At 38.6% G+C, this 23,153-nt stretch carries 18 protein-coding genes; 14 read left to right on the top strand and 4 right to left on the bottom strand.

What is annotated here, in order from left to right:
* The first annotated feature begins 131 nt into the window (after positions 1-131).
* Together C1721_RS06550 and C1721_RS06545 are read left to right on the top strand one after the other, a co-directional pair.
* Complete coding sequence (locus C1721_RS06550) at positions 132-818, top strand: response regulator transcription factor (RefSeq protein WP_102407652.1); 687 nt, start codon at positions 132-134, stop codon at positions 816-818.
* A gap of 8 nt (positions 819-826) precedes the next feature.
* Positions 827-2,098 (top strand): sensor histidine kinase, encoded by a 1,272-nt coding sequence (locus C1721_RS06545; protein WP_102407651.1) that lies wholly within the window; start codon positions 827-829, stop codon positions 2,096-2,098.
* A 40-nt stretch (positions 2,099-2,138) separates the two neighbouring features.
* Here the strand turns inward: C1721_RS06545 and C1721_RS06540 are convergent, their stop codons facing one another.
* Together C1721_RS06540 and C1721_RS06535 are read right to left on the bottom strand one after the other, a co-directional pair.
* Positions 2,139-2,975 (bottom strand): PepSY-like domain-containing protein, encoded by an 837-nt coding sequence (locus tag C1721_RS06540; RefSeq protein WP_102407650.1) that lies wholly within the window; start codon positions 2,973-2,975, stop codon positions 2,139-2,141.
* Positions 2,976-2,989: 14 nt separating this feature from the next.
* Positions 2,990-3,427: a PepSY-like domain-containing protein gene (locus tag C1721_RS06535; protein WP_102409285.1), complete on the bottom strand. Its 438-nt coding sequence runs from the start codon at positions 3,425-3,427 to the stop codon at positions 2,990-2,992.
* 125 nt (positions 3,428-3,552) lie between these two features.
* On the opposite strand from C1721_RS06535, the gene C1721_RS06530 reads away from it, so the two are divergent.
* The 3 genes from C1721_RS06530 to C1721_RS06520 all read left to right on the top strand — a co-directional run bounded on the left by C1721_RS06530 (position 3,553) and on the right by C1721_RS06520 (position 9,496).
* Positions 3,553-5,805, top strand: coding sequence for a trypsin-like peptidase domain-containing protein (locus C1721_RS06530; RefSeq protein ID WP_102407649.1), 2,253 nt, complete (start codon positions 3,553-3,555; stop codon positions 5,803-5,805).
* 303 nt (positions 5,806-6,108) lie between these two features.
* A complete protein-coding gene (locus C1721_RS06525) occupies positions 6,109-7,800 on the top strand; it encodes a tetratricopeptide repeat protein (RefSeq protein WP_102407648.1) in 1,692 nt (563 codons plus the stop codon).
* A gap of 172 nt (positions 7,801-7,972) precedes the next feature.
* Positions 7,973-9,496, top strand: coding sequence for a DUF4434 domain-containing protein (locus C1721_RS06520; RefSeq protein ID WP_102407647.1), 1,524 nt, complete (start codon positions 7,973-7,975; stop codon positions 9,494-9,496).
* A gap of 61 nt (positions 9,497-9,557) precedes the next feature.
* On the opposite strand, the gene typA is transcribed toward C1721_RS06520, so the two are convergent.
* A complete protein-coding gene (gene typA, locus C1721_RS06515; protein WP_102407646.1) occupies positions 9,558-11,354 on the bottom strand; it encodes a translational GTPase TypA in 1,797 nt (598 codons plus the stop codon).
* Positions 11,355-11,525: 171 nt separating this feature from the next.
* Between typA and rpsO the strand changes: the two genes are divergently transcribed.
* The 8 genes from rpsO to C1721_RS06475 all read left to right on the top strand — a co-directional run bounded on the left by rpsO (position 11,526) and on the right by C1721_RS06475 (position 20,650).
* A complete protein-coding gene (gene rpsO, locus C1721_RS06510) occupies positions 11,526-11,795 on the top strand; it encodes a 30S ribosomal protein S15 (protein WP_102407645.1) in 270 nt (89 codons plus the stop codon).
* Positions 11,796-11,958: 163 nt separating this feature from the next.
* The gene (locus C1721_RS06505; RefSeq protein ID WP_102407644.1) at positions 11,959-12,543 is read left to right on the top strand and encodes a helix-turn-helix domain-containing protein; all 585 of its coding nucleotides are present in this window, start codon (positions 11,959-11,961) and stop codon (positions 12,541-12,543) included.
* An 11-nt stretch (positions 12,544-12,554) separates the two neighbouring features.
* Positions 12,555-14,204 carry an AMP-binding protein gene (locus C1721_RS06500; RefSeq protein WP_102407643.1) on the top strand — a complete coding sequence of 550 codons (1,650 nt, stop codon included), beginning with the start codon at positions 12,555-12,557 and terminating at the stop codon, positions 14,202-14,204.
* A 268-nt stretch (positions 14,205-14,472) separates the two neighbouring features.
* Positions 14,473-15,195, top strand: a complete 723-nt coding sequence (locus C1721_RS06495; RefSeq protein WP_102407642.1) for a glycosyltransferase family 2 protein — start codon at positions 14,473-14,475, stop codon at positions 15,193-15,195.
* A 454-nt stretch (positions 15,196-15,649) separates the two neighbouring features.
* Complete coding sequence (locus C1721_RS06490) at positions 15,650-16,654, top strand: hypothetical protein (protein WP_159063548.1); 1,005 nt, start codon at positions 15,650-15,652, stop codon at positions 16,652-16,654.
* Between the two features lie 117 nt (positions 16,655-16,771).
* On the top strand, positions 16,772-17,806 hold the full coding sequence (locus tag C1721_RS06485; RefSeq protein WP_102407640.1) for a Fic family protein: 1,035 nt from the start codon (positions 16,772-16,774) through the stop codon (positions 17,804-17,806).
* 119 nt (positions 17,807-17,925) lie between these two features.
* Positions 17,926-19,344: an adenosylhomocysteinase gene (ahcY, locus tag C1721_RS06480; RefSeq protein WP_102407639.1), complete on the top strand. Its 1,419-nt coding sequence runs from the start codon at positions 17,926-17,928 to the stop codon at positions 19,342-19,344.
* A 181-nt stretch (positions 19,345-19,525) separates the two neighbouring features.
* Positions 19,526-20,650, top strand: coding sequence for a glycosyltransferase (locus C1721_RS06475; protein WP_102407638.1), 1,125 nt, complete (start codon positions 19,526-19,528; stop codon positions 20,648-20,650).
* Positions 20,651-20,698: 48 nt separating this feature from the next.
* Here the strand turns inward: C1721_RS06475 and C1721_RS06470 are convergent, their stop codons facing one another.
* Complete coding sequence (locus C1721_RS06470; RefSeq protein ID WP_159063547.1) at positions 20,699-21,331, bottom strand: HU family DNA-binding protein; 633 nt, start codon at positions 21,329-21,331, stop codon at positions 20,699-20,701.
* Between the two features lie 311 nt (positions 21,332-21,642).
* Between C1721_RS06470 and C1721_RS06465 the strand changes: the two genes are divergently transcribed.
* On the top strand, positions 21,643-22,926 hold the full coding sequence (locus tag C1721_RS06465; RefSeq protein WP_234347369.1) for a VapE domain-containing protein: 1,284 nt from the start codon (positions 21,643-21,645) through the stop codon (positions 22,924-22,926).
* Positions 22,927-23,153: the final 227 nt, after the last annotated feature.

Genomic DNA, 23,153 nt, shown 5'->3' with positions numbered 1-23,153 from the left:
CCATTTAAAATAGAGTGGCAAACTTAACGAAAAATCGCGAAATATGGCAGATGTTTAGCGTTTTAAAATCAGCATTTCAAGTTTATTTTAAATTCACTTCGTATATTTGAACATCTATAACACATAGATATATGAAAATATTAATTATAGAAGATGAGCCCTCATTACAAGAACTCATGTTCAAGACATTAGTAAAAGAAAAATACATAGTAGAAACAGCCAGTAATTACAAAGAAGCGTGTTTCAAAATTACAGACTACCAATATGACTGTATTTTACTGGATATTATGCTGCCGGATGGAAATGGTTTAAAACTACTGGAAGAACTGAAAAAACAGCATAGAAAAGAAAGTATCATTATCATCTCTGCCAAAGACTCCATAGAAGATAAAGTATATGGATTAGAACAAGGTGCTGATGATTATCTACCTAAACCTTTTCATCTGGCGGAATTAAATGCCCGTATAAAAAGTGTTATGCGCAGGAGATGGAGCAAAGATGGTGATACTTCTATTCGTTTCGGTAATATTCGGATTGAAACTGATAGTTTTCGCGTATTCATTGCCGATAAAGAAATCAGCCTGTTGAAAAAGGAATATGAAATACTTTTTTATTTCCTTAATCATCCCAATCACCTCATTGATAAAGCTGTATTAGCAGAAGCTGTATGGGGCGACCATATTGATCAATCGGATAATTTTTATTTCGTTTATGCACAAGTTAAAAATTTGCGTCAACAATTAAAGAAAGCTGGCGCCAGTGTAGAAATCCGTTCTGTTTATGGCTTCGGATACAAAATGGTCTCTTGCGAAAATTAATAAAAAAAATGAAACTAATATACCATGTACTCATCCGTCTCTCATTGGCTTTGCTGATAGTATTAACAGCATGGACTGTTTTTTTCTACTACACTATGATAGAAGAAATTAATGATGAGGTAGACGATGCTTTAGAAGATTATTCTGAAACAATTATTATCCGTTCTCTCGCTGGACGGGAATTACCCTCTACCGGCGACGGCACAAACAATAGTTTTCAAATTAATGAAATCAGTCCGGAAGAAGCTAAAATGTATCCTCCCATTAAATATTATGATGCCGATATTTACATTAAAGAAAAAGAAGAAACAGAGCCTGCACGTATATTACGTACTGTCTTTACAAACAATGACGGACGTTATTTTTTACTTGAAGTATCAACCCCCTCTTTTGAGAAAGAAGACTTGCGTGAAGCTATTACAAATTGGATCATATTCCTTTATATAGTTTTATTAATTACCTTATTACTTGTTTGTATATGGATCTTTTACCGTAGTCTGACTCCTTTATATTCCTTATTGAATTGGTTGGACAATTACCAGCCCGGCAAACAACATACGCTAATAGAAAACAAAACGAATATCCGCGAATTCCGTAAATTAAACGATGCGGCTCGACAAGCAGTAGAACGCTCCGAACAATTATTCAACCAGCAGAAACAATTTATCGGAAATGCTTCGCATGAATTACAAACACCTTTGGCTGTATGCAATAATCGTATTGAGTGGCTGTTAGATAATACAGAATTGACAGAAGAACAAATGAAAGAGTTATTTAAAACAAAACATACTTTAAATTATATCGTTCGCCTCAACAGGTCATTATTATTTCTATCAAAGATAGACAACGGTCAGTTTTCTGAAATTCAATCTATTAATATAAACGATATAATAATCCATTTGCTTGAAGATTATAAAGAAATATTCGGGCACTATGAATTAGCTGTTTCTTTGGAGATAAAAGGTCTTTTATTTATCAACATGAATGAAGCTTTAGCAGAAGCCCTGGTTTCCAATCTTCTCAAAAACGCATTTGTCCACAACATAGAAAAAGGGTTTGTGCAAGTTATTGTTAATGAGCACGAACTTATAATTACGAATAGTGGGCTTTCCTCCTCTTTAGATAGTGAACATATCTTTAAACGTTTTTATCATGGAAACCGTAAAAAAGAATCTACAGGTCTTGGTTTAGCCATTGTTGATGCGATATGCAGGCAATACCATTTGCAAATATTCTACCAATATATGGAAGAAAAACATTGCTTCGGAATACAAAAATAGAGGCAAGAATAACTTGCCTCCATAATATTCCAAAAGACTTTTATAAAATCACACCTGTAGCATCTATACGTATTTTCACTTCATTTTTACCGGATTCCAGTTCCACTAAATACCATTCGCCGGAAGATGTTTGAATAAAATCGACATCATCAATTACATAAGCTGCATATTGAGAGTTCTTAATTGATTCAAGAACAGCAACCGGAAGCTGAGAAGAATGTAATTCAGTCTTGGTTTGCATCCATGTTCCTTCTATATTAAATGATAATTCACGATATACATTTCCATCAAGTATTTCAACCTCTGTCGTACCATTTTCTATATCAATATCGACTATGCGGGAATTAGGATATGTTTTATTGATATACTCCTCTATAATGCCGGACGGTTGGGAAGGGATAAAACCTTCATAATCGTCATCAGAATCTGTATCTGTAACAGACTTTATTAAAATACCGTCATGAGAATAATATAAATCCATTTCATCCTGACCTTGTTCTATTTCTACAACATAAACAGTCTCCATTTCTTTACGCTCAATCATATCCACATCATCAATTTTCCAAGATTGATACTCACTTTGACGGAATGCGCTCTTTACAGCATCCGGAAGCAGATCAAAAGGAATATCCGTTTCCGTCATATACCAATCTCCTGCATTATCAAACCAGGCAGATATATCTTTACCTTCTTGTTTAAAATCAGCAACCCGATACGAATTACGTACTTCCCATTCTACCTGTTGAGCTGATGGATACTTGATTATAAATGCCGCACGCGTAGCTTCACTTACATTACCTAACCCATTGTCATCATTTTCATCACAGCTTTGAAGGAAAGTAACAGCCAAAGCTATTAAAAGAATTATTTTTTTCATTTTTCTTGTTTTTATTAATTGTCAATATTAATCAAATTGAACTTCTTGTCAAATTTAAGCTCTATCCCATTAGTAAGTTTCGCTTCATAATCGCGACTGTCTTTCTCTATTTTTACAATTTTATATTCCGGGTAATTTGCCTTTACATACCGTAAAATAGCAGCAGGAATAACGCTCTCCGGAACTGCAGAGTACTTACAATCTATTTCTTTCCAGTCTCCATTTTTATAAAATTCTAATTTTATGCTACTCGTAAAGATAACCTCATACTTTTTATTAAATAAGTCAGACTCCATTTTACAAAGTGCAACCTTTTCCTGGGGAAAATATTTCTGCACATACTCCTGAGCCGAGGCAGGCAATTGATTAAACCGTATCGGACGGTCATCATCGGCACATGCTACTGCAGATATCACAAATAAGCACACAAATAAGGCTAAAATTTTTTTCATCTTACTTTCTTTCATTGTTAAACTTATAATCATTTATTTTTTGATATGACAAAAATAGAATAGGATTTTAAAATGAATTTGAAATATCGATAGTAATGCAACTTTTCTTTATATTTGCCCGACTTATGAAGAAAAAACTACACATATTATACATTTGCCTGCTGTTCATCCACAGCAATTACATGCAAGCCCAGATATCACACGGGGGAAAACCGTTACCGTGGAATGCCGTATCAGATGTACAATCGAGAAGTGCGGGAAATGACCTGTTTATAGAAATGCCGGCATTCGACGTAGAAGAAGAATTACGAATCGACTCATTAAATGAAAGTGATTTACGCGGTGGGTATCGTTTTGCCTATAAATTCATAACGGATTATAGCAGGAATAACTCCGGTATAAACTTTTCCTTACCCGATGGCACGCGAGTATGGAGGTTAGGCATTCGTTCAAAAGAGGCTTTATCTATTAATGTATTATTTACCAAATATAAAATTCCCGAAGGCGCCCAAATATTCCTCTATAGTCCGGACAGAAGTCATATATTGGGAGCTTTTAATCATTTAAATAATTCCGAATCAGGCATCTTGCCTGTTGCTCCGGTACAAGGTGACGAACTGATTATTGAATATCAGGAACCGGCAAAAGCCGCCTTCCGGGGAGAATTGACCGTAGGTGAAGTTAACCATGCTTATCGGGATTTAAAAGGAGACGAACCTAGACTAAACTCGGATTATAAAGGGATTTCCGCTCTATCTTGTTATGTGTCTGAAGGAAGTCCTTATGAACCGTTAGGCAGAAGTGTTGTCATGATGTTAATTGATGGCACAATCGCTTGTACAGGAACAATGATTAATAACACGGAAAATGATGGGAAGCCATACCTGTTGACCGCGTCACATTGTCTGAACAAAAGCTTTACGGTCAGTAATCCGGATTATCAGCAAGTGGCGGGCCGCATCGTTTTCTTTTTCAATTATGACAGTCCTACCTGCAATACACTCATGAGAGGAACTGAGGAAATGTCTGTTGCCTCTGCCAAGAATATTGCCATAAACGAACAGACAGATTTGGCATTACTTGAATTATTGCAACGTCCGCCCGTTTATTATCAACCTTATTACGCCGGATGGAATGCCACGCTAACAAGCAATCTGCCTTATGCCGGTATTCATCATCCCGGAGGTACCGTAAAACGGATAAGCTGGTCCGAAAGTAACATAGAACAGGCAACATTTAACACAATCGGAACACATTTCAACGACAATAGCCATTGGTGGGTAAAAAAGTGGTCTGACGGCTATACGACTAAAGGTTCGTCCGGGTCTGCCCTGTTCGACTCAAACGGATATGTCATCGGAGCTTTATCCGGTGGTAGATCCAACCCGGAAGAGCCATTCAATGATTTCTATTACGCACTTAGCCAAACCTGGACAATTTCAAAAGAAACGGATAAACAATTAAAATGCTGGCTGGACCCATCCAATACGAATGAGCTTTTATGTGAAGGGCTCGATCCCTATGGGCAAAACCACTGCTTGAAACTAAGTAACGTAGAAGCTACCGGACTACAAGAATCTATCGAGAAGACTCCAATCTCGGCCACCAACACCGAGCCTCTTTTTGGAAACAACTCATTAGGAATAACCGAATACGCAGAAGCCTATAACGTAACAGGAAAAGCACTCGTTTACGGAGTCTATTTCACAACTCCGTCTATCACGGGAAACTATAAAGAACTGAATGTAGAAGTTACCGTTTATAACGGCACAAACAAACCTCAGACACTCTTACATACGGAAATGTTCCGTCCTTCCTATCAAAATCTGAATACGGCTAACGGTTCATTTCAGGAAACCGAAAAACCATTAAACCGGGCTCAAGAAACTTATATTCATTTTTCCGAACCTGTAACAGTTGAAGGAACATTTTATATAGGTTACAAAATAACAGCTCCCGAAGGAACAACATTCGCAGTCTATAATCTTCCTAAAGGAAAAACCACAAAAAATACGGCATGGATAAACTATAATAACAAATGGATAGAAGCAACTGCTTATCCACAAAACCCGTTTAGTACGTCATTATATATCGACCCGGTCCTGCAATATGAAAAAATTGTGTCAAATGAAAAAATAAAAGAAAAAAATCCGGTACATATATATGTGGAAGCCGAAAATAAAACAATACGCGTGTTATTACCTCCCAATATAGAAACAGCCGACTTCTCCCTGTTATCCACGGATGGAAAAGTCCTGCAATATTCCCGTATTCAAAATAATCAGAGCAGTATACCTGTATCAATAAACGGGCAAGGTGTTTACTTGGTGAAAATACTATATAATAACAAATGTTATATTCAAAAGATAATATTTTAATCAAAAATATACAATAAAAAAATAAAGACTGAACCCATTATAGAGGTAACAAAGGAATAATATATCCATATTTTTACATAATAAGATTTTCCTAAATAGGCGAAAAGCACCTATTTAAATTGGATGAGCCCATTTTATTATGTAAAACGGCACGTATATTCATTAATAAGTATTAATTAGAAAGATTTTATCCGATCTTTGCTATTCATAACAAAAAAATGCTTTAGTTTTGCATATTGATGGCTAAGGGATAATTGGAAGTGAATATATAAACATAGTAACATTTTAAACTTACATCAAATTATGAACAAAAAGTTTTTATTGCCATTTTTCGTATTGGCAGCAATTTTAACCTTTTCTTCTTGTTCTAACAAGTTGAAACCGTTAGCAGAACAGTATATTAAAGCTGAACCGCAGCCGCTAGAGGCTATCGGAGGCAAAGTACCTGTAACGATCAATGCTACTTTCCCTGCAAAATGGTTCAACAAGAAAGCTGTAGTAACAGTTACTCCGGTACTTCGTTATGAAGGTGGAGAAGCTTGGGGAACTTCTTATACTTACCAAGGTGAAAAGGTAAAAGGTAACAATCAGGTTATCCCTCAGAAAGAAGGTGCAAACGTAACAATGAAATCAGCTTTCACTTACAAACCTGAAATGAAAAAATCTGAGCTGTATCTTACTTTCGATGCAAAAATCAAAAACAAAACAGTTAAATTGCCGGATGTAAAGATTGGCGAAGGTGTTATCGCTACTTCTGAATTGGCTGACGCTGCAACAGCTAACGCTGCTATCGCTGCTGATAAGTTCCAACGCATTATCAAAGAAGCTCATGATGCTAATATCATGTTCTTGATCCAGCAGGCTGAACTTCGTTCAAAAGAATTGAAGAAAAACGAAATCAAAGACTGGAAAGATCTTGTTAAGAATGCAGACGAAGCTCCTAATCAGAACGTTGCTATCGAAATCTCTGCTTATGCATCTCCTGATGGTGGTGTTAAGTTGAACACTGGCTTAGCTGAAAGACGTGAAGGTAACACGAATAAATATCTTGCTAAAGAATTAAAGAAAATGAAGGTTGACGCTCCGGTTGATGCTCGTTACACAGCTCAGGACTGGGAAGGCTTCCAGGAATTAGTATCTAAATCTAACATCCAAGATAAAGACTTAGTTCTTCGTGTTCTTTCTATGTACAAAGATCCTGAACAACGCGAACAGGAAATCAAGAACATTTCTTCTGTATTCAGTGTATTGGCTGAAGAAATCTTACCTCAATTGCGTCGTTCTCGTTTGACTGCAAACATTGAAATCATTGGCAAGTCTGACGATGAAATCAGCGCTTTGGCAAAAAGCAATCCTAGAGAATTGAACGTAGAAGAAATTCTATATGCTGCTACTTTGACTAACAATCCTGCAGAAAAAGCTACTATCTACAACAAGGCTGCAGAATTGTATCCTAACGATTACCGTACTTGGAACAATATCGGTATGATGGCATTCCGTGCTGGTGATCTAAACAAAGCAGAACAGATGTTCAACAAATCTAATTCTGTTAAGAGCAATAACGAAGCTAACATGAACTTAGGTTTGATCGCCTTAACAAAAGGTGACCAAGCTAAAGCACAACAATTGTTCGGCAACGCAGCTGGTGTTGCAGAATTAAGCGAAGCTCTGGGTGTTCTTTATCTTGAACAAGGAGAATGGGCTAAGGCTGCTAACTCTTTCGGTTCAGTGAAATCCAACAACGCTGCTTTGTCTCAGATATTAGTTAAAGACTACAGTAAGGCTTCTCAAACTTTGAATGCTGTTCCTAATCCGGATGCAACAACTTCTTATTTGAAAGCAATCGTTGCAGCTCGTACAAACGACGCTAACGGCGTTATCAGCAATTTGAAAGCTGCTATTGCTGCCGATAAAGCTATGGCTAAAGAAGCTGCTATTGATCTGGAATTTGCAAAATATGCAACTAACAGTGATTTTGCTGCATTGGTTAAATAAGTAAATATTTTACTATCATAAAAAGCGGGTATCTCCGAGGGGATATCCGCTTTTTTATACTCAAAAGAAGAGACCGATTATTCATAAAAAATACAAAATTAATACGATCCTGTACGTATAAATACGTTTATCGGGGTCTTATTTCCGATAGACGTATTAATTACCGGAAAACATGAACTTATTAAGGAAAGCTATTACATTATTCATGCTGCTATCTTTATGCAGCATACAAACAATCAAGCCGGGTATAACAAAGCCAATTCGTGGAACATGGCTTAATCTGACCTATCAGGATGTACGCAATAAGTATATGAATCCGGCACACATAGACAACACGAATCCAGCTTTATGGAGACAAAAAGTAAAAGAATTATCGGGCATGGGAGTAAACTACCTGGTCATTATGGCAGTAGCCAATGAAGGAAAGGCTTTTTATCCATCCAACTTTATGCCGCCTGCCTATCCGGCAGACCGTGAAAGTCCGGTTGAGGCCATTATGAACGCAGCCGACGAAAATAATATGCAAGTCTTTATGAGTTGCGGTTGGGCACAAAATCAGGATGATGACTTACGCAAACCGGAAATACGCAGGAAACAAATCCAAATCATGGAAGAGATTGCCGGTAAATTCGGTAATCACAAATCCTTTTATGGATGGTATCTACCGGTAGAAGATGCCGTAAACCCCTATTTTCCAGAGCATGCGGTTGATGCCGTAAATACATTGACAGCCGAAGCACGCCGTTGTAAACCGGATGCAGTAGTAATGATTTCTCCCTATGGTATACGTTTGTCAAATGTGGATGATCCTAAGTTTGCAGAACAAATAGCCAAAGTGAAAGTAGACATTATTGCATTCCAGGATGAAATAGGTTGCGTGCCTGAAACATTACCACTGCCTCTTATGAAGGAAAACTTCCGTAAACTTTGCGATATTCACAAAAAAACAGGTATTCGTTTCTGGGCAAACAACGAATCATTTACGTGGGAGAAAGGAACAAATTCCAGAGAATCAGCTCTAATTCCGGCAGCATTTCCCCGCTTCCTCTCACAAATGACAGGGGTAACTAAAGCCGGAGCAGAAGAAATCCTCAGCTTTGCCATGTATGGTATTTATGACAAACCAAATTCAGAAATGCCTATCGGGCAACCTTGTTTATCGGCCAAAGCATACAAAGATTATATGGACTGGAAGGCAGGAAAAGGTCGCTGGCCTTTATTAGAAGCAACTTTTACAAATGACCTACCTCACGATGCTATCGGTAAACCTGTGGTTTTTGCAACCCCGCCTAATTCTAAATACAATAAGGGAAATCTAACAGATAAAAGATTAGGGGATGAAGATTTTAAGAATACCAACTGGTTAGGTTTTAAAGATAAAGACATGGAGACAACCCTTGACTTAGGGAAAATTACAGACATTAACACATTGGCAATTCGTTTCCTGAACTATTTGCCGAAATCCATTGCATTGCCTAATATGGTTGATTTTTATATATCCAACGATGGTATATCATATAAAAAGGCGAAAACCGTAGCTATGGAGACCAGCCCCAATAATCTCCATGATTGCTGGATTGATATTGCCGTAGCCGATGGATTAAACACCCAAGCCCGTTATATTAAGATCGTAGCTGAAAACCAAAAAGGCAACTGGCTGTTTACCGACGAAATAATGGTTAATCCTCAAAAATAAAAAAACCGTGATACTATTTAATCCAGTATCACGGTTTTTCTATATTTAAATAGTATTTCTTTTACCTTCCGGCACGTTTCCGTTCTGTTTCATCCAGAATGATTTTACGCATACGCATACTGTTCGGAGTAATTTCTACATACTCATCAGCTTTAATATACTCCAAAGCATCTTCCAGGCTAAACACTGTAGGAGGTGCTAAAGAAACTTTATCATCAGAACCGGAAGCACGCATATTCGTCAGTTTCTTCGATTTTGTAACGTTCACTACCAAATCATTCTCCTTCGTATGTTCGCCTACTACCTGCCCTGCATAGACTTCTTCACCGGGAGCGATAAAGAAACGTCCGCGAGATTGCAGGTTATTCAAAGCATAGGCGTAAGCCGTGCCTGTTTCCATAGCTATAATTGAGCCGTTGGTACGACGTTCTATCTCTCCTTTCCAAGGCTGATATTCCAAAAAGCGATGTGCCATAATAGCCTCACCGGCGGAAGCTGTAAGCACAGCATTATTTAGCCCTATTATACCACGTGATGGGATTGTAAATTCCAAATGCATCCGATCATTTTTACTCTCCATCATAGTCATCTCACCTTTACGTTTCGTTACCATATCGATGATACGGCTCGAGCAATCCTCCGGCAAGTTAACGGTAAGTTGTTCTACCGGCTCACATTTTTCACCATTAATCTCCTTAATGATAACCTGCGGCTGACCAACCTGTAATTCATAACCTTCACGACGCATTGTCTCTATTAATACAGACAAGTGAAGTACCCCACGTCCATATACCAGCCATGAATCGGCCGCATCGGTAGAAACGACCCTCAACGCAAGGTTCTTATCCAACTCCTTCTGTAAGCGTTCATAAATATGACGGGAAGTTACGAACTTACCATCTTTACCGAAGAACGGAGAATTATTAATGGTAAAGAGCATAGACATGGTCGGTTCGTCGATAGCGATAGTAGGCAGAGGCTCCGGCTCATTGATATCAGCAATTGTTTCTCCGATTTCAAATCCATCGATACCAACAACGGCACATATATCTCCGGAACGGACACTTTCCACTTTCGTACGTCCCAAACCTTCAAATACATCAATCTCTTTAATTCTAGACTTAACCATAGAACCGTCACGCTTGCACAACATAATATCTTGTCCTTCTCTTAATTCACCACGATGAACACGGCCTACAGCGATACGTCCTACATATTTTGAATAGTCCAAAGAAGTTATCAACATCTGAGATGTACCTTCCAGCACCTGAGGTTCCGGAATATGCTCTATAATGGCATCCAGTAAAGCAGTAATATCTTCAGCCGGTTTATTCCAGTCAGTAGACATCCAGCCTTGCTTGGCCGAACCGTAAATAGTTGGGAAATCCAACTGTTCTTCGGTTGCATCCAGACTAAACATTAAATCGAAAACCATTTCCTGTACTTCCGAAGGACGACAGTTCGGTTTATCTACCTTATTAATAACAACAATTGGTTTTAATCCAATTTGAATAGCTTTTTGCAGTACAAAACGCGTTTGAGGCATAGGACCTTCAAAAGCGTCGACTAGCAGCAAACAGCCGTCCGCCATGTTCAACACACGCTCTACTTCACCGCCGAAGTCCGCGTGTCCCGGAGTATCAATAATATTGATTTTATAATCCTTATAGTTGATAGATACATTTTTGGCAAGGATAGTAATACCTCGTTCACGTTCCAGGTCATTGTTGTCCAGGAACTGATCCGGCTCCGCCTGTCCCTCACGGAAAAGTTTACCGGCTAATAACATCTTATCCACGAGCGTTGTTTTGCCGTGGTCTACGTGCGCGATAATCGCGATGTTTCTGATCTTTTGCATTGAAGACTAATTTATTGGGCGCAAAAGTACAATATTTTTATGACATCTTGAAGACAATAAATACTCAAAATACAAAAAAGAGGAATAAAAGTATTGCAAATAGAAAAGTAATCTATACCTTTGCGTCCGCTTAGATAACATAGTATTAATTTATTAAAGTACAAAAGAATCATGTTTTTAGATTCAGTAAAGAAAAAAGAGATTTTTGAAAAGTATGGCAAATCTGCCGCAGACACAGGTTCTCCGGAAAGCCAGATCGCACTGTTTACAGTACGTATTTCACACTTGACAGAACACTTGAAAGTGAATCACAAAGATCACAGTTCTGAAAGAGCATTAAAGATGTTGGTAGGTAAACGTCGCCGTTTATTGGATTATCTGATCAAAACAGATATCGAAAGATATCGTACCATCATCAAGGAACTTGGTATCAGAAAGTAAGAAAGAAATAACTTTTTATGAAGTTTCGGAAAGGGTAGCCTTATTTGTAAGGCTATCCTTTTTCTTTTATATATTTATGGTAAAATAAAATATTAATGTAATTTTGCGTCGTTTGGTTACAAATATTAAACAGAATGAGGATTCTAACAAATAAATCATACTTATGGGAAACAACAAAGTGATCGGTGCTAAAATAAAAAGCATTCGGGAATCAAAACAGCTTACCATTCAGGAAGTAGCAGAACGCTCCGGATTGGGTATCGAACAAATTGAGCGTATAGAAACAAATGTAGACTTTCCGTCTTTGGCTCCGCTTATCAAGATCGCTCGTGTTCTTGGCGTACGTTTAGGAACTTTTCTTGACGACCAATCGGAGCTGGGTCCGGTTATTTGTCGTAAAAAGGATAGCAACGATACAAATAGCATAGGGTTTACCAACAACTCGTCGATGGAACGTAAGCACATGGAATATCATTCTCTGTCTCAAGATAAGTCAGGGCGTCACATGGAACCGTTCCTGATAGATATTGTTCCATCGGAAGAAGGAGTGGATTTTGTCCTTTCAACCCATGAAGGCGAAGAATTTATTTATGTGTTAGAGGGCGTTGTTGAAATCAATTACGGAAAAAACACATATGTACTTGAAGAAGGAGACAGCATTTATTATGATTCCATTGTTGCCCATCATGTACACGCCGGAACAGACAGCAAAGCAAGAATCATCGGAGTGGTATATACTCCTTATTAATCCGGATATTTATGGAATTACAGAATAAAACACTTGGCCAATGGCTCGAACATTGGGCAAAAGCAACCCCGGATAAAGAATATATTGTTTATTCCGACCGCGACCTGCGTTTTACATGGGGAGAATTCAATAAACGTGTGGATAACATGGCAAAAGGCATGCTCTCTATCGGAGTAAAGCATGGAACACATGTCGGTATCTGGGCAACAAACGTACCGGACTGGCTTACATTCCTGTACGCGGCCGCAAAAATCGGAGCTGTTGCTGTTACCGTTAACACCAACTATAAGCAAAACGAGCTGGAGTTTCTGGTAGAAAACGCCGATATCCATACAATGTGTATCACCGATGGTGTGTTCGACGGAAGTTATGTTGACATGATATACACGATGCTTCCTGAATTGAAAGAATCACAGCGCGGTTATCTGAAAAGCGCACGTTTCCCCAGACTGAAAAATGTAGTTTACATCGGTCAGGAAAAATACCGTGGTATGTATAATACTCCAGAACTGTTGCTTTTGGGAGAAAATATAAGTGACGACAAACTCGAAGCCGCCAAGTCTCTTGTTAACTGTCATGACGTGGTTAATATGCAATACACTTCCGGAACAACAGGATTCCCGAAAGGCGTTATGTTGACCCACTACAATATTGCGAACAATGGACTTCTGACAGGCGAACACATGAAATTTACCGCCGACGACAAGCTTTGCTGTTGTGTTCCTTTATTCCATTGCTTCGGAGTAGTCTTGGCCTCTATGAACGTGCTGACACATGGTTGTACACAAGTCATGGTTGAAAAGTTTGACCCGTTAGTCGTACTCGCCTCTATCCATAAAGAACGGTGCACGGCACTTTACGGCGTACCAACCATGTTTATTGCGGAATTAAACCACCCGATGTTCAACATGTTTGATCTCACCTCTCTGCGTACAGGTATTATGGCAGGTTCTCTTTGCCCCGTCGAACTGATGAGGCAAGTGGAAGAAAAGATGTTTATGCGTGTAACAAGTGTATATGGATTGACCGAAACCTCACCGGGTATGACCCATTCACGCATCGACGATCCGGCAGATGTGCGTTACAATACAGTAGGACACGAATATGAATTTACGGAAGTTCGTGTGATTGATCCTGAAACCGGTGAAGAATGTCCGGTAGGTGTACAAGGAGAAATGTGTAACCGCGGTTACAACAACATGAAAGGGTATTATAACAATCCGGCTGCCACTGCAGAAGTGATAGACAGAGACGGATTCCTGCATAGTGGTGACCTGGGAGTAAAAGATGAAAACGGCAATTACCGTATCACCGGCCGTATCAAAGATATGATTATTCGTGGTGGTGAGAACATTTATCCTCGTGAAATAGAAGAGTTTTTATATCATCTGGAAGGTGTAAAAGACGTACAAGTCGCGGCTGTTCCATCAAAGAAATACGGTGAAGAAGTGGGAGCTTTCATCATCCTACATGAAGGTGTAACCATAACGGAAGATGTAGTAAAAGATTTCTGTCGTGGCAAGATTGCCCGTCACAAAATACCGAAATACATATTCTTTGTAGAAACCTTCCCGATGACCGGAAGTGGCAAAATACAAAAATTCAAACTAAAAGATTTAGGTTTGGAATTACTGAAAAAGCAGGGAATAGAGCCGATATAAAACGATATTCCATACTTTGATAAAAAGGTCAGTCTGACAAGCAATGTCAGACTGACCTTTTTTTTGTAAAGCATAGTTCTCTAAGAACTACGGCTTTTATTATACCATACACATTGAAATTCCTATAATTCAAAAATCAAATCATATAAATTAGCATATAGAACAGCACCTTCTCCAATGTTTATGTAATGCCTATAAAAGCTTTTATTAGAATTTATTACTACTTTTGCAAGCAAACTAAGTACTTAGAGTACTAACAATTTAATCTATGGCAGATAAACAGCACAAAATACTTTCCATAATCATCCCTTCATACAATGAAGAGAGAACTATTCTGCAATTATTAGACAAGCTTCTTAAAATTCAACTTATAGAAAACATACATAAAGAAATCATCATTGTCGACGATGGCTCTAAAGATTCTACTAAAGAGTTAGTCGGTAATTATATATCAACTCATCCAACAGAAAACATACAGTTAATTCAGCATACAAAAAATCAAGGAAAAGGTATGGCTATACGTACAGGTATAACCAAAATTTCTGGTGATTTTGTTATCATCCAAGATGCTGATCTGGAATATGAACCGGAAGATTATAATTTACTTTTACCGGAGTTGCTGTATAATCAGGCAAAAGTAGTGTACGGTTCCCGTTTTTTAATGAAAGAAAATAAACACTCTTACCAGAGTTTTTATTTAGGAGGTTTGCTTGTTACCACTGTTACAAATTTATTATTTGCGCAACATTTAACAGACGAACCTACTTGTTACAAAGCTTTTAACAGTGAATTTCTAAAATCAATACCTTTAAAATGCACAGGCTTTGAATTTTGTCCGGAAGTAACAGCCAAAGTAGCAAAACGTGGCATTAAAATAAAAGAAATTCCGATCCATTACTATCCTCGTTCTGTTGATGAAGGAAAAAAAATCAGATGGACAGACGGAGTTGAAGCTATTTGGGTACTCATTAAATATCGTTTTACTAATTAACTTATTCCGCATGAAAAGTTTTAAAGATTTTATCCGTTATATCTCTCTTAAAGAGCAAAAGAAGGAAATCTGTATCTTATCTGCTTTTATATGTATTATTGGTATTCTATTTTATAATTTATATCCTTTTCCTTTCGTATTTCCCGATACCGGAGCTTACATACTATCTGCACAAAGCGGAGTATTAAATATATACCGTCCGATGGGATATTCCCATTATTTACAACTTCTACATAGCATAAGCAGTAGTATTACTTTTATATTTATCGGATCCTATACATTAAATGCATTAGCATCACTATTCTTTTTATATTCATTCAAATATCTTACCGGATTACAAAACAAATGGATATTTTATGGACTCTGTTTATTCATATTCTTGTCTCCAACCATTTTGTTCAGTACAAATTTCCTAATGAGCGACGGACTATTTAATACACTGACAATCTTGTTTATGGCTACAGCTTTATGGATGATTTACAGTTCAAACATATGGATAGTTATTATTCATTTATGCAGCCTTGCAATGTTATACAATGTCAGATATGCCGGTATGTTTTATATTCCCGTATCAATGGTTGTTCTATTCTTAGCTTATCAAAGAAGAACGGTACTGCTACGATTTATCATAGCTTGTATTCCCATTGTTCTATTACTCTTTTTACAGAGTTCAACAAGAAGTGAATACAAAAAGGTAACCGGAGTAAATACAACTTCAGGCTTTAGTGGTTGGCAACTTATGAACAATGCCTCCGTTCTCATTCCTGAAGCAAAACAACTACCCGTTAGCAAATTTAATACTGAATTAGAACAACTATACCATAGATATCTGGCAACCTGCCCCGACTCTATCTTCACGACTACAGCCGCTTTATCAACAGGGCTTATGTGGGATAAGACTTCTCCTTTCAAACAATTTGTTTATTATTATATGCAAATGACTAATCGCTCCTATCCTATAGCATGGGTAGAAACAGGCGAATTATATTCCAAATATGCAAAAAAAATTATATTTGCCTATCCTTTTGATTTTATCACCGATTTTATAATTCCATCATTAGTTAGTTTCTTTGAATTCAGGGAAATAGGAGAACATGGCGGTGAGTTCAAAAACGAACAAATGTATCAGGATTACTATGGGATTCAAATAGATTCATATAAGCATACCTGTAATTTATTTACTGATATAAATCCTTTACGGCATGTCTTACATTATATTTATTGGATAGCACTTACAGCCGCAGCTATTTACTTCTTAATAAGAACCCGCAAAAGCAGTTTTACCAATAAAGACTGGCAAGCATCAGCTCTTCTGCTTATATTTATTATCATTTATATCGGGATATCCGTCTTAGCTAGCCCCAACACTACATGGAGATATGCAATGCCTATCTATATCCCTTCTATTTTGTTTATCGGAAGCGTTTTAAAAGAGCTATTAATTCCAAAAATAAAATAATAGCACAATCAAAACCTGGTATAAACCTACGAATTAAGCTCATATCCTTTTGTTTTTTAGCTCATATTATAAAAATATGAGCTATATTTAGTATATTCGTGAGCTTAATAAAAGTATATGGAAAAAGAGAAAGATATTATTGACTTTATCAAAGCTCATCCACTCTCTTCATCCAAAGAGATTTATGACGGGATAAATAATAGTATAAGTTATGCAACTGTCAAACGACGCCTAACTATATTATTAGAAAAGCAATATATTATTCAACAGGGAAACGCAAAAACCAGCAGATACAGTTTATCTCCGCAATATAGCTTGTTTTATCCTATTGACCTGAATCAGTATTACAGTAAAGAAGTTGACGACCGGGATATCCTTCCGGGATATAATTTTTCATTAATACCTGACATCCTCAGTAAAGTTTCTCTGTTCTCAAAAGAAGAATTGGATTCGTTAAATAAACTACAGGAAAAATTCACTCGAAATATTGCTCAATTAACCCCATTTGAATACCAAAAAGAAATGGAGCGACTTGGCATTGACCTCAGCTGGAAGTCTTCTCAAATTGAAGGAAACACATATTCTTTGCTCGAAACGGAAAGGCTGCTGAAAGAGAAAGAAACAGCCTCAGGCAAAACAAAAGAAGAAGCCATTATGCTCCTGAACCATAAAGATGCTCTGGATTTCATTACACAAAACCCTGATTATTTAGAGTATTTATCCGTTTCTAAAATAGAAAACATTCACAGCATTCTTATTAAAGAACTGAGAGTGGACCGGAATATAAGAACCCGCCGCGTAGGTATTACTGGTACGAATTACCGTCCTATTGACAATGAATTTCAAATACGTGAAGCATTAGAACAAACTTGCGAGCTAGTAAACAACCGGACGAATATATTTGAGAAAGCCTTGTTTGTATTAATGTTATTATCTTATATCCAAGCTTTCAACGACGGAAATAAGCGAGTAGCACGTATAGTCAGTAACGCTATTTTAATAGCGAACAAGTATTGCCCTATTTCTTTCCGTTCCGTCGATTCCATCGACTACAAAAAAGCAATGTTACTGTTTTACGAACAAAACAATATATCAGCTTTCAAACAAATATTTATAAACCAATTTAGATTTGCGGTAGAAACTTATTTCTAACCCCTTCTATTTTGTTTATCGGAAGCGTTTTAAAAGAGCTATTAACAAAAACATCATCTGAAAACGAAATAAAGTAACTACCTTTGTAGCTTTTAAAACATATAGTAATTTTATTCATTATGTCACAATTATTTCCAACTAATCTGCCTTATAAAGTGGCGGATATGAGTTTGGCAGAGTTCGGCCGTAAGGAAATCGAAATCTCCGAACACGAAATGCCGGGATTAATGGCGCTTCGCAAGAAGTATGCCGATCAGAAACCTCTGAAAGGCGCACGTATCACCGGCTCACTGCACATGACGATTCAGACTGCGGTGTTAATCGAAACATTAGTTGCGTTGGGAGCAGATGTGCGCTGGGCAAGCTGCAACATCTTCTCTACTCAGGACCATGCCGCTGCCGCTATTGCAGCCACTGGCGTTCCGGTATTTGCCTGGAAGGGTGAAACACTGGAAGAATACTGGTGGTGTACCGATATGGCATTGCGTTTCCCTGACGGCAAAGGTCCGAACCTGATTGTAGACGACGGTGGCGATGCCTCTTTATTGGTACACATGGGCTACCGTGCTGAAAACGACGCTGAAACGATCAACCGTAAAGGTGGAAACCATGAAGAACAGGTTATACTGGACACATTAAACCGTATTCTGGCAGAAGACAACACACATTGGCACCGCGCTATTGCCGAGATGAAAGGCGTATCGGAAGAAACAACAACCGGCGTACACCGCTTGTATCAAATGATGGAAAGAGGCGAACTGCTAGTACCTGCCATCAATGTAAACGACTCCGTTACAAAATCTAAGTTCGATAACTTATACGGTTGTCGCGAATCATTGGCAGACGGAATTAAACGTGCTACCGATGTAATGATCGCAGGTAAAGTAGTAGTTGTTGCCGGATATGGTGACGTAGGTAAAGGATGTGCACACTCTATGCGCTCATACGGCGCACGTGTACTGATTACTGAAATAGACCCGATTTGTGCGCTTCAAGCTGCTATGGAAGGCTTTGAAGTTACAACAATGGAAGAAGCTGTAAAGGAAGGAAATGTATTCGTTACTACTACCGGAAACTGCGACATCATCACCATTGAGCACATGACGCAAATGAAAGATCAGGCTATTGTCTGCAACATCGGCCACTTCGATAACGAAATACAGGTAGACAACCTGGTAAACTATCCGAACATCAAACATACCAACATCAAACCTCAGGTAGACAAATATACGTTCCCTAACGGAAACTCTATCTTCCTGTTGGCCGAAGGCCGTTTGGTTAACCTGGGATGTGCGACCGGCCACCCGTCATTCGTAATGAGCAATTCATTCACGAATCAGGTACTGGCACAAATGGATTTGTGGCAAATGGCTTACGAAGTAGGTGTTTACCGTCTTCCGAAACGTTTGGACGAAGAAGTTGCCCGCTTACACCTTGAACGTATCGGAGTTAAGCTATCCAAGCTCTCGGAAAAGCAAGCCGAATACATCGGCGTTCCTGTTGAAGGACCATACAAGGCAGATCATTACAGATATTAAATAATGTGCCAATAAAGATAATGTGTCAATGAGATAATATGCCAATGTGCGCCAATAAAGATACTCCGGATTATCCAATTCTTTAATTGGCACATTGTATTAGCATATTGAAACATTATCTCATTGGCATATTATTCATTGGCATATTGGCACATTATCCCATTGGCATATTATTATCATTATGAAGTTCGCTATCCTCTCCCCCATTTATCCCTACCGCGGTGGCATTGCCCAATTCAGCACCATTCTGTACACTCAACTGGAAAATGAAGGTCACGAAGTAAAGGCTTTCAATTTTTCACGCCTTTATCCTGATTTCCTTTTCCCCGGTAAAACGCAATATGTGGAAGACGGAGACAAAGCGATCAAAGTAGACAGCATCCGTACATTAGACAGTATTAACCCGTTCAGCTATTTCAAAACCGTAAAAGAAATTAAAGCATTTGCACCGGACGTGCTGATAATAAGTTACTGGATGTCTTTCTTTGTGCCCGGATATGCACATATAGCAAACCGGATGAAGAAGCACTGTAAAGTAATCACCCTTATCCACAACGCCATACCTCATGAACCCCGCTTCTTCGACAAGCCAATGGCTAAACTGCTATTCAAACAAAGCCACGGATTTATAGTGATGAGCGATACGGTAAAGAATGACCTGGAATCATTACGCCCCGGAGCAAAATATATACAAAACCCTCATCCTTTGTACAACCATTTCGGAGAAAAAAGAAAGAAGAAAGAAGCAATCACCTCCTTAGCCCTTGAACTGGACAAGAAAACCCTGTTGTTTTTCGGGCTTATTCGCGATTATAAAGGGCTCGATTTGTTAATAGAGGCAATGAGCCAACTGGATGGCAGTTACCAGCTATTAATCGCCGGAGAATGCTACGGAAGTTACGATAAATACCAGGCCTTAATTGATGCCTCACCTGCCGGCAAACGTATCCATTCATACAATCGTTATATAGCAGATGATGAAATACCGGCATTTTTCTCGGCAGCCGATGCGCTGATCCTGCCTTATCGTTCAGCCACCCAAAGCGGAGTAGTATCTGTTGCCTACCACTATAACCTACCGATGCTCAGCACGCCCGTTGGAGATTTCCAACATAGCATCGCCGATCCGGGAACAGGCATTGTAGTTCCCGAAATATCCGCCAACGCTATTGCCAAAGGCATAAAGGAATTGCTATCGCCCGAAAAGTTACAGATCATAGCCGGCAATATAGAAAAAGAAAAAGCAGCTCTTTCATGGCAAACTCTGACAAGCAAACTGCTTCAGTTTATCAAAACAAATTTATAAACCGGCCTTTAACCTTTCAAACCCTTCATCCTTTCAGGCATAACAGGGTTACTCGGGTATCCGCATCTCGCTTATTAAATCCGGAGAGGTGTCATTCTTGCGATATGTTGTAGTACAGCGGTGACCGTTCTTTACCAGCAATCCATTTTCAGTTAATTGATTCAGATCTTTCTGGGCGCTATATTTACTACAATTATTAAGCGCCGCATAATAGGTGGACGTAATATACTCATAACGGTCCAGATACCATATCAGGCGTGATTTACGCTCCTCCATGTCATACACCTCCTTTTTGGTCGTTTGCGCCTTGAATACCGGCATCGTCCTCAACTTCTTCTTTAATTCTTTATCACAACGGAAAGCCACATTCTTAAACCGTACCGACTCGCTTCTCAGCTCATCCGCTTCCATCACCGGACGCGATTGCAGAGTGGCGCTCAGATAGCCTATCCCTTCGATATACACTGTGTAACCTTCACGCAACTGCATAGCCGTATACTGAGACAATACTTCCAAAGCTCCCAGCATATCCGCCGATGAAATCGAAGAAGTTTCTTGCGAGAATTTTGCTATTTCTTTTGTTCCTACCGTCCTATGAGGGATCAAACGCGGATGCAAAGCTTGTTTACCGCTATTATCCGCCTTACCGGGATTCCGTTCCATTCTATATTCTGCTGACATACTATACACTTTTTAATTCATTAATACTATCCTATTATTCTCAAAGCAAGCAATTATTAATAAGCCGACCTATGTCGGCCTATAAATCGACATTAGTCGGCCTATAGATTGACAGCTATCGGCCTATAGAACGACAAATGTCAGCCTATTAATAATTCGGGACTAAAGATATAAAAAGATTCGTAAACGGAACTAAAACATCGGATCTTTTTTACTAGATGGAAAGCTTGAAAAACAATGGATAAACAAGTCCGTTTCTACTTGTTTCCAAGCTGTTAGACATCATATATTTGTCTGAAAAAAGAATGGAAATGGGAATCAGACACAATTCACTTTGCAAACTAAAAAAGCAAGTAAGAAACGAGTTATCAAAGCAGATTCAATTATTTGCGAAAGAAACAAAGCTTTTACCAAACGAAAGCACGGAAAAAAAGTTACCGGTTTTAAAGAAAGACAAACCGGCACTCGTATTCCAATTACAAGAGTTTATGAACCGATTCTATGAATTCAGACAAAACGAACTGACTTGTGAAGTTGAATACCGTAAAAAGAACAGTGCTCCCGTTACATTCTGTCCGCTCTATGAACGCGACCTCAACAGTATCATACTGAAAGCTCAAGAGGAAGGAATAGCCGTGTGGGACCGGGATGTAAAGCGTTTTATCCACTCTAACCGGATAGCCGTTTATAACCCTGTAGATGAATACATGAAAGGTCTGCCTGCTTGGGACGGTAAAGAACGCATCCGGGAACTGGCCGACCAAGTGCCTTCAGATAGCAGAGAATGGCGGGATCGTTTCTATATATGGTTTCTGAGTATGGTGGCACATTGGAAAGGAATGGATATGCAGCATGGCAATTGTTCCTTACCTCTCTTGATCGGTGAGCAAGGATGTGGTAAATCTACATGGTGTTTAAACTTACTGCCTCCCTGTTTGCGGGAATTTTATACAGACAGCATTAATCTGGGACAACGGAGCGAAGCAGAACATTACCTAGGTCGTTTTCTACTTATCAACATAGATGAGTTCGATTCGGTCAGAAACTCCTATCAGAGTTTTCTGAAGCACATCCTGCAAAAGCCGGTCGTACAATTACGACGCCCGTATCAAATAGCAATCCGGCAGATGAAACGATACGCCTCTTTTGTAGGGACTTGCAATCAGTTTGACTTGTTGACAGACTCCAGTGGAAACCGTCGTTACCTTTGCGTGGAAGTAACCGGCCAAATTCACCATGATCTGCCAATCGAATACGAGCAACTTTATGCCGAAGCCTTGCATGCTTTGTCATCCGGACAGCGTTATTGGTTTACTCATGAAGAAGAAATGGAGATCAGCCGGCAAAACAGTAAATTCCAACAATTACCACCGGCTGAACAACTCTTCTTACGCTACTTCCGGCCGGCTTTAAAAGAAGAAGAAGGAGCAGAACGTCTACAAGCTGTTGAGATCTTGCAACGCATTCAAAAGCGTACTTCAGTAAAACTGTCATCTACCACCATCACTTCTTTCGGACGTCTGCTACATAGACATAACGTTCCCAAAATACATACAGAAAAAGGAAATTTCTATTGGGTGGCAGAAGTAAAATAAAAAAAGGTGATTGCTCTTTTTAACAGAGGCAATCACCCTTAAAGATCTTTCTAATCATATTTAAAGTTTTGTTAAGATAGATCTTTTACTTCATAGTTAAGGCTTTTTCCATAGTTAAACCTTTGGTTTATTGTTCTACAAAGGAAAGAAATACTTTTAACAATTGCAACTTTTTCACAATTTAATTTTAACAGTTACGTATCTATTTATTTCTTATAAAAAAGGCT

The organism is Parabacteroides bouchesdurhonensis (genome assembly GCF_900186615.1).
In the GTDB taxonomy this organism is placed as follows: domain Bacteria; phylum Bacteroidota; class Bacteroidia; order Bacteroidales; family Tannerellaceae; genus Parabacteroides; species Parabacteroides bouchesdurhonensis.
This window is presented reverse-complemented; position numbering and strand designations above follow the sequence as displayed.

What these genes read in the sequence shown, in the direction of transcription:
- C1721_RS06550 (WP_102407652.1), top strand. Translation starts at nt 132, where the DNA reads ATGAAAATATTAATTATAGAAGATGAGCCCTCATTACAAGAACTCATG.
- C1721_RS06545 (WP_102407651.1), top strand. Translation starts at nt 827, where the DNA reads ATGAAACTAATATACCATGTACTCATCCGTCTCTCATTGGCTTTGCTG.
- C1721_RS06540 (WP_102407650.1), bottom strand. Translation starts at nt 2,975, where the DNA reads ATGAAAAAAATAATTCTTTTAATAGCTTTGGCTGTTACTTTCCTTCAA.
- C1721_RS06535 (WP_102409285.1), bottom strand. Translation starts at nt 3,427, where the DNA reads ATGAAAAAAATTTTAGCCTTATTTGTGTGCTTATTTGTGATATCTGCA.
- C1721_RS06530 (WP_102407649.1), top strand. Translation starts at nt 3,553, where the DNA reads ATGAAGAAAAAACTACACATATTATACATTTGCCTGCTGTTCATCCAC.
- C1721_RS06525 (WP_102407648.1), top strand. Translation starts at nt 6,109, where the DNA reads ATGAACAAAAAGTTTTTATTGCCATTTTTCGTATTGGCAGCAATTTTA.
- C1721_RS06520 (WP_102407647.1), top strand. Translation starts at nt 7,973, where the DNA reads ATGAACTTATTAAGGAAAGCTATTACATTATTCATGCTGCTATCTTTA.
- typA (WP_102407646.1), bottom strand. Translation starts at nt 11,354, where the DNA reads ATGCAAAAGATCAGAAACATCGCGATTATCGCGCACGTAGACCACGGC.
- rpsO (WP_102407645.1), top strand. Translation starts at nt 11,526, where the DNA reads ATGTTTTTAGATTCAGTAAAGAAAAAAGAGATTTTTGAAAAGTATGGC.
- C1721_RS06505 (WP_102407644.1), top strand. Translation starts at nt 11,959, where the DNA reads ATGGGAAACAACAAAGTGATCGGTGCTAAAATAAAAAGCATTCGGGAA.
- C1721_RS06500 (WP_102407643.1), top strand. Translation starts at nt 12,555, where the DNA reads ATGGAATTACAGAATAAAACACTTGGCCAATGGCTCGAACATTGGGCA.
- C1721_RS06495 (WP_102407642.1), top strand. Translation starts at nt 14,473, where the DNA reads ATGGCAGATAAACAGCACAAAATACTTTCCATAATCATCCCTTCATAC.
- C1721_RS06490 (WP_159063548.1), top strand. Translation starts at nt 15,650, where the DNA reads ATGGCTACAGCTTTATGGATGATTTACAGTTCAAACATATGGATAGTT.
- C1721_RS06485 (WP_102407640.1), top strand. Translation starts at nt 16,772, where the DNA reads ATGGAAAAAGAGAAAGATATTATTGACTTTATCAAAGCTCATCCACTC.
- ahcY (WP_102407639.1), top strand. Translation starts at nt 17,926, where the DNA reads ATGTCACAATTATTTCCAACTAATCTGCCTTATAAAGTGGCGGATATG.
- C1721_RS06475 (WP_102407638.1), top strand. Translation starts at nt 19,526, where the DNA reads ATGAAGTTCGCTATCCTCTCCCCCATTTATCCCTACCGCGGTGGCATT.
- C1721_RS06470 (WP_159063547.1), bottom strand. Translation starts at nt 21,331, where the DNA reads ATGTCAGCAGAATATAGAATGGAACGGAATCCCGGTAAGGCGGATAAT.
- C1721_RS06465 (WP_234347369.1), top strand. Translation starts at nt 21,643, where the DNA reads ATGGGAATCAGACACAATTCACTTTGCAAACTAAAAAAGCAAGTAAGA.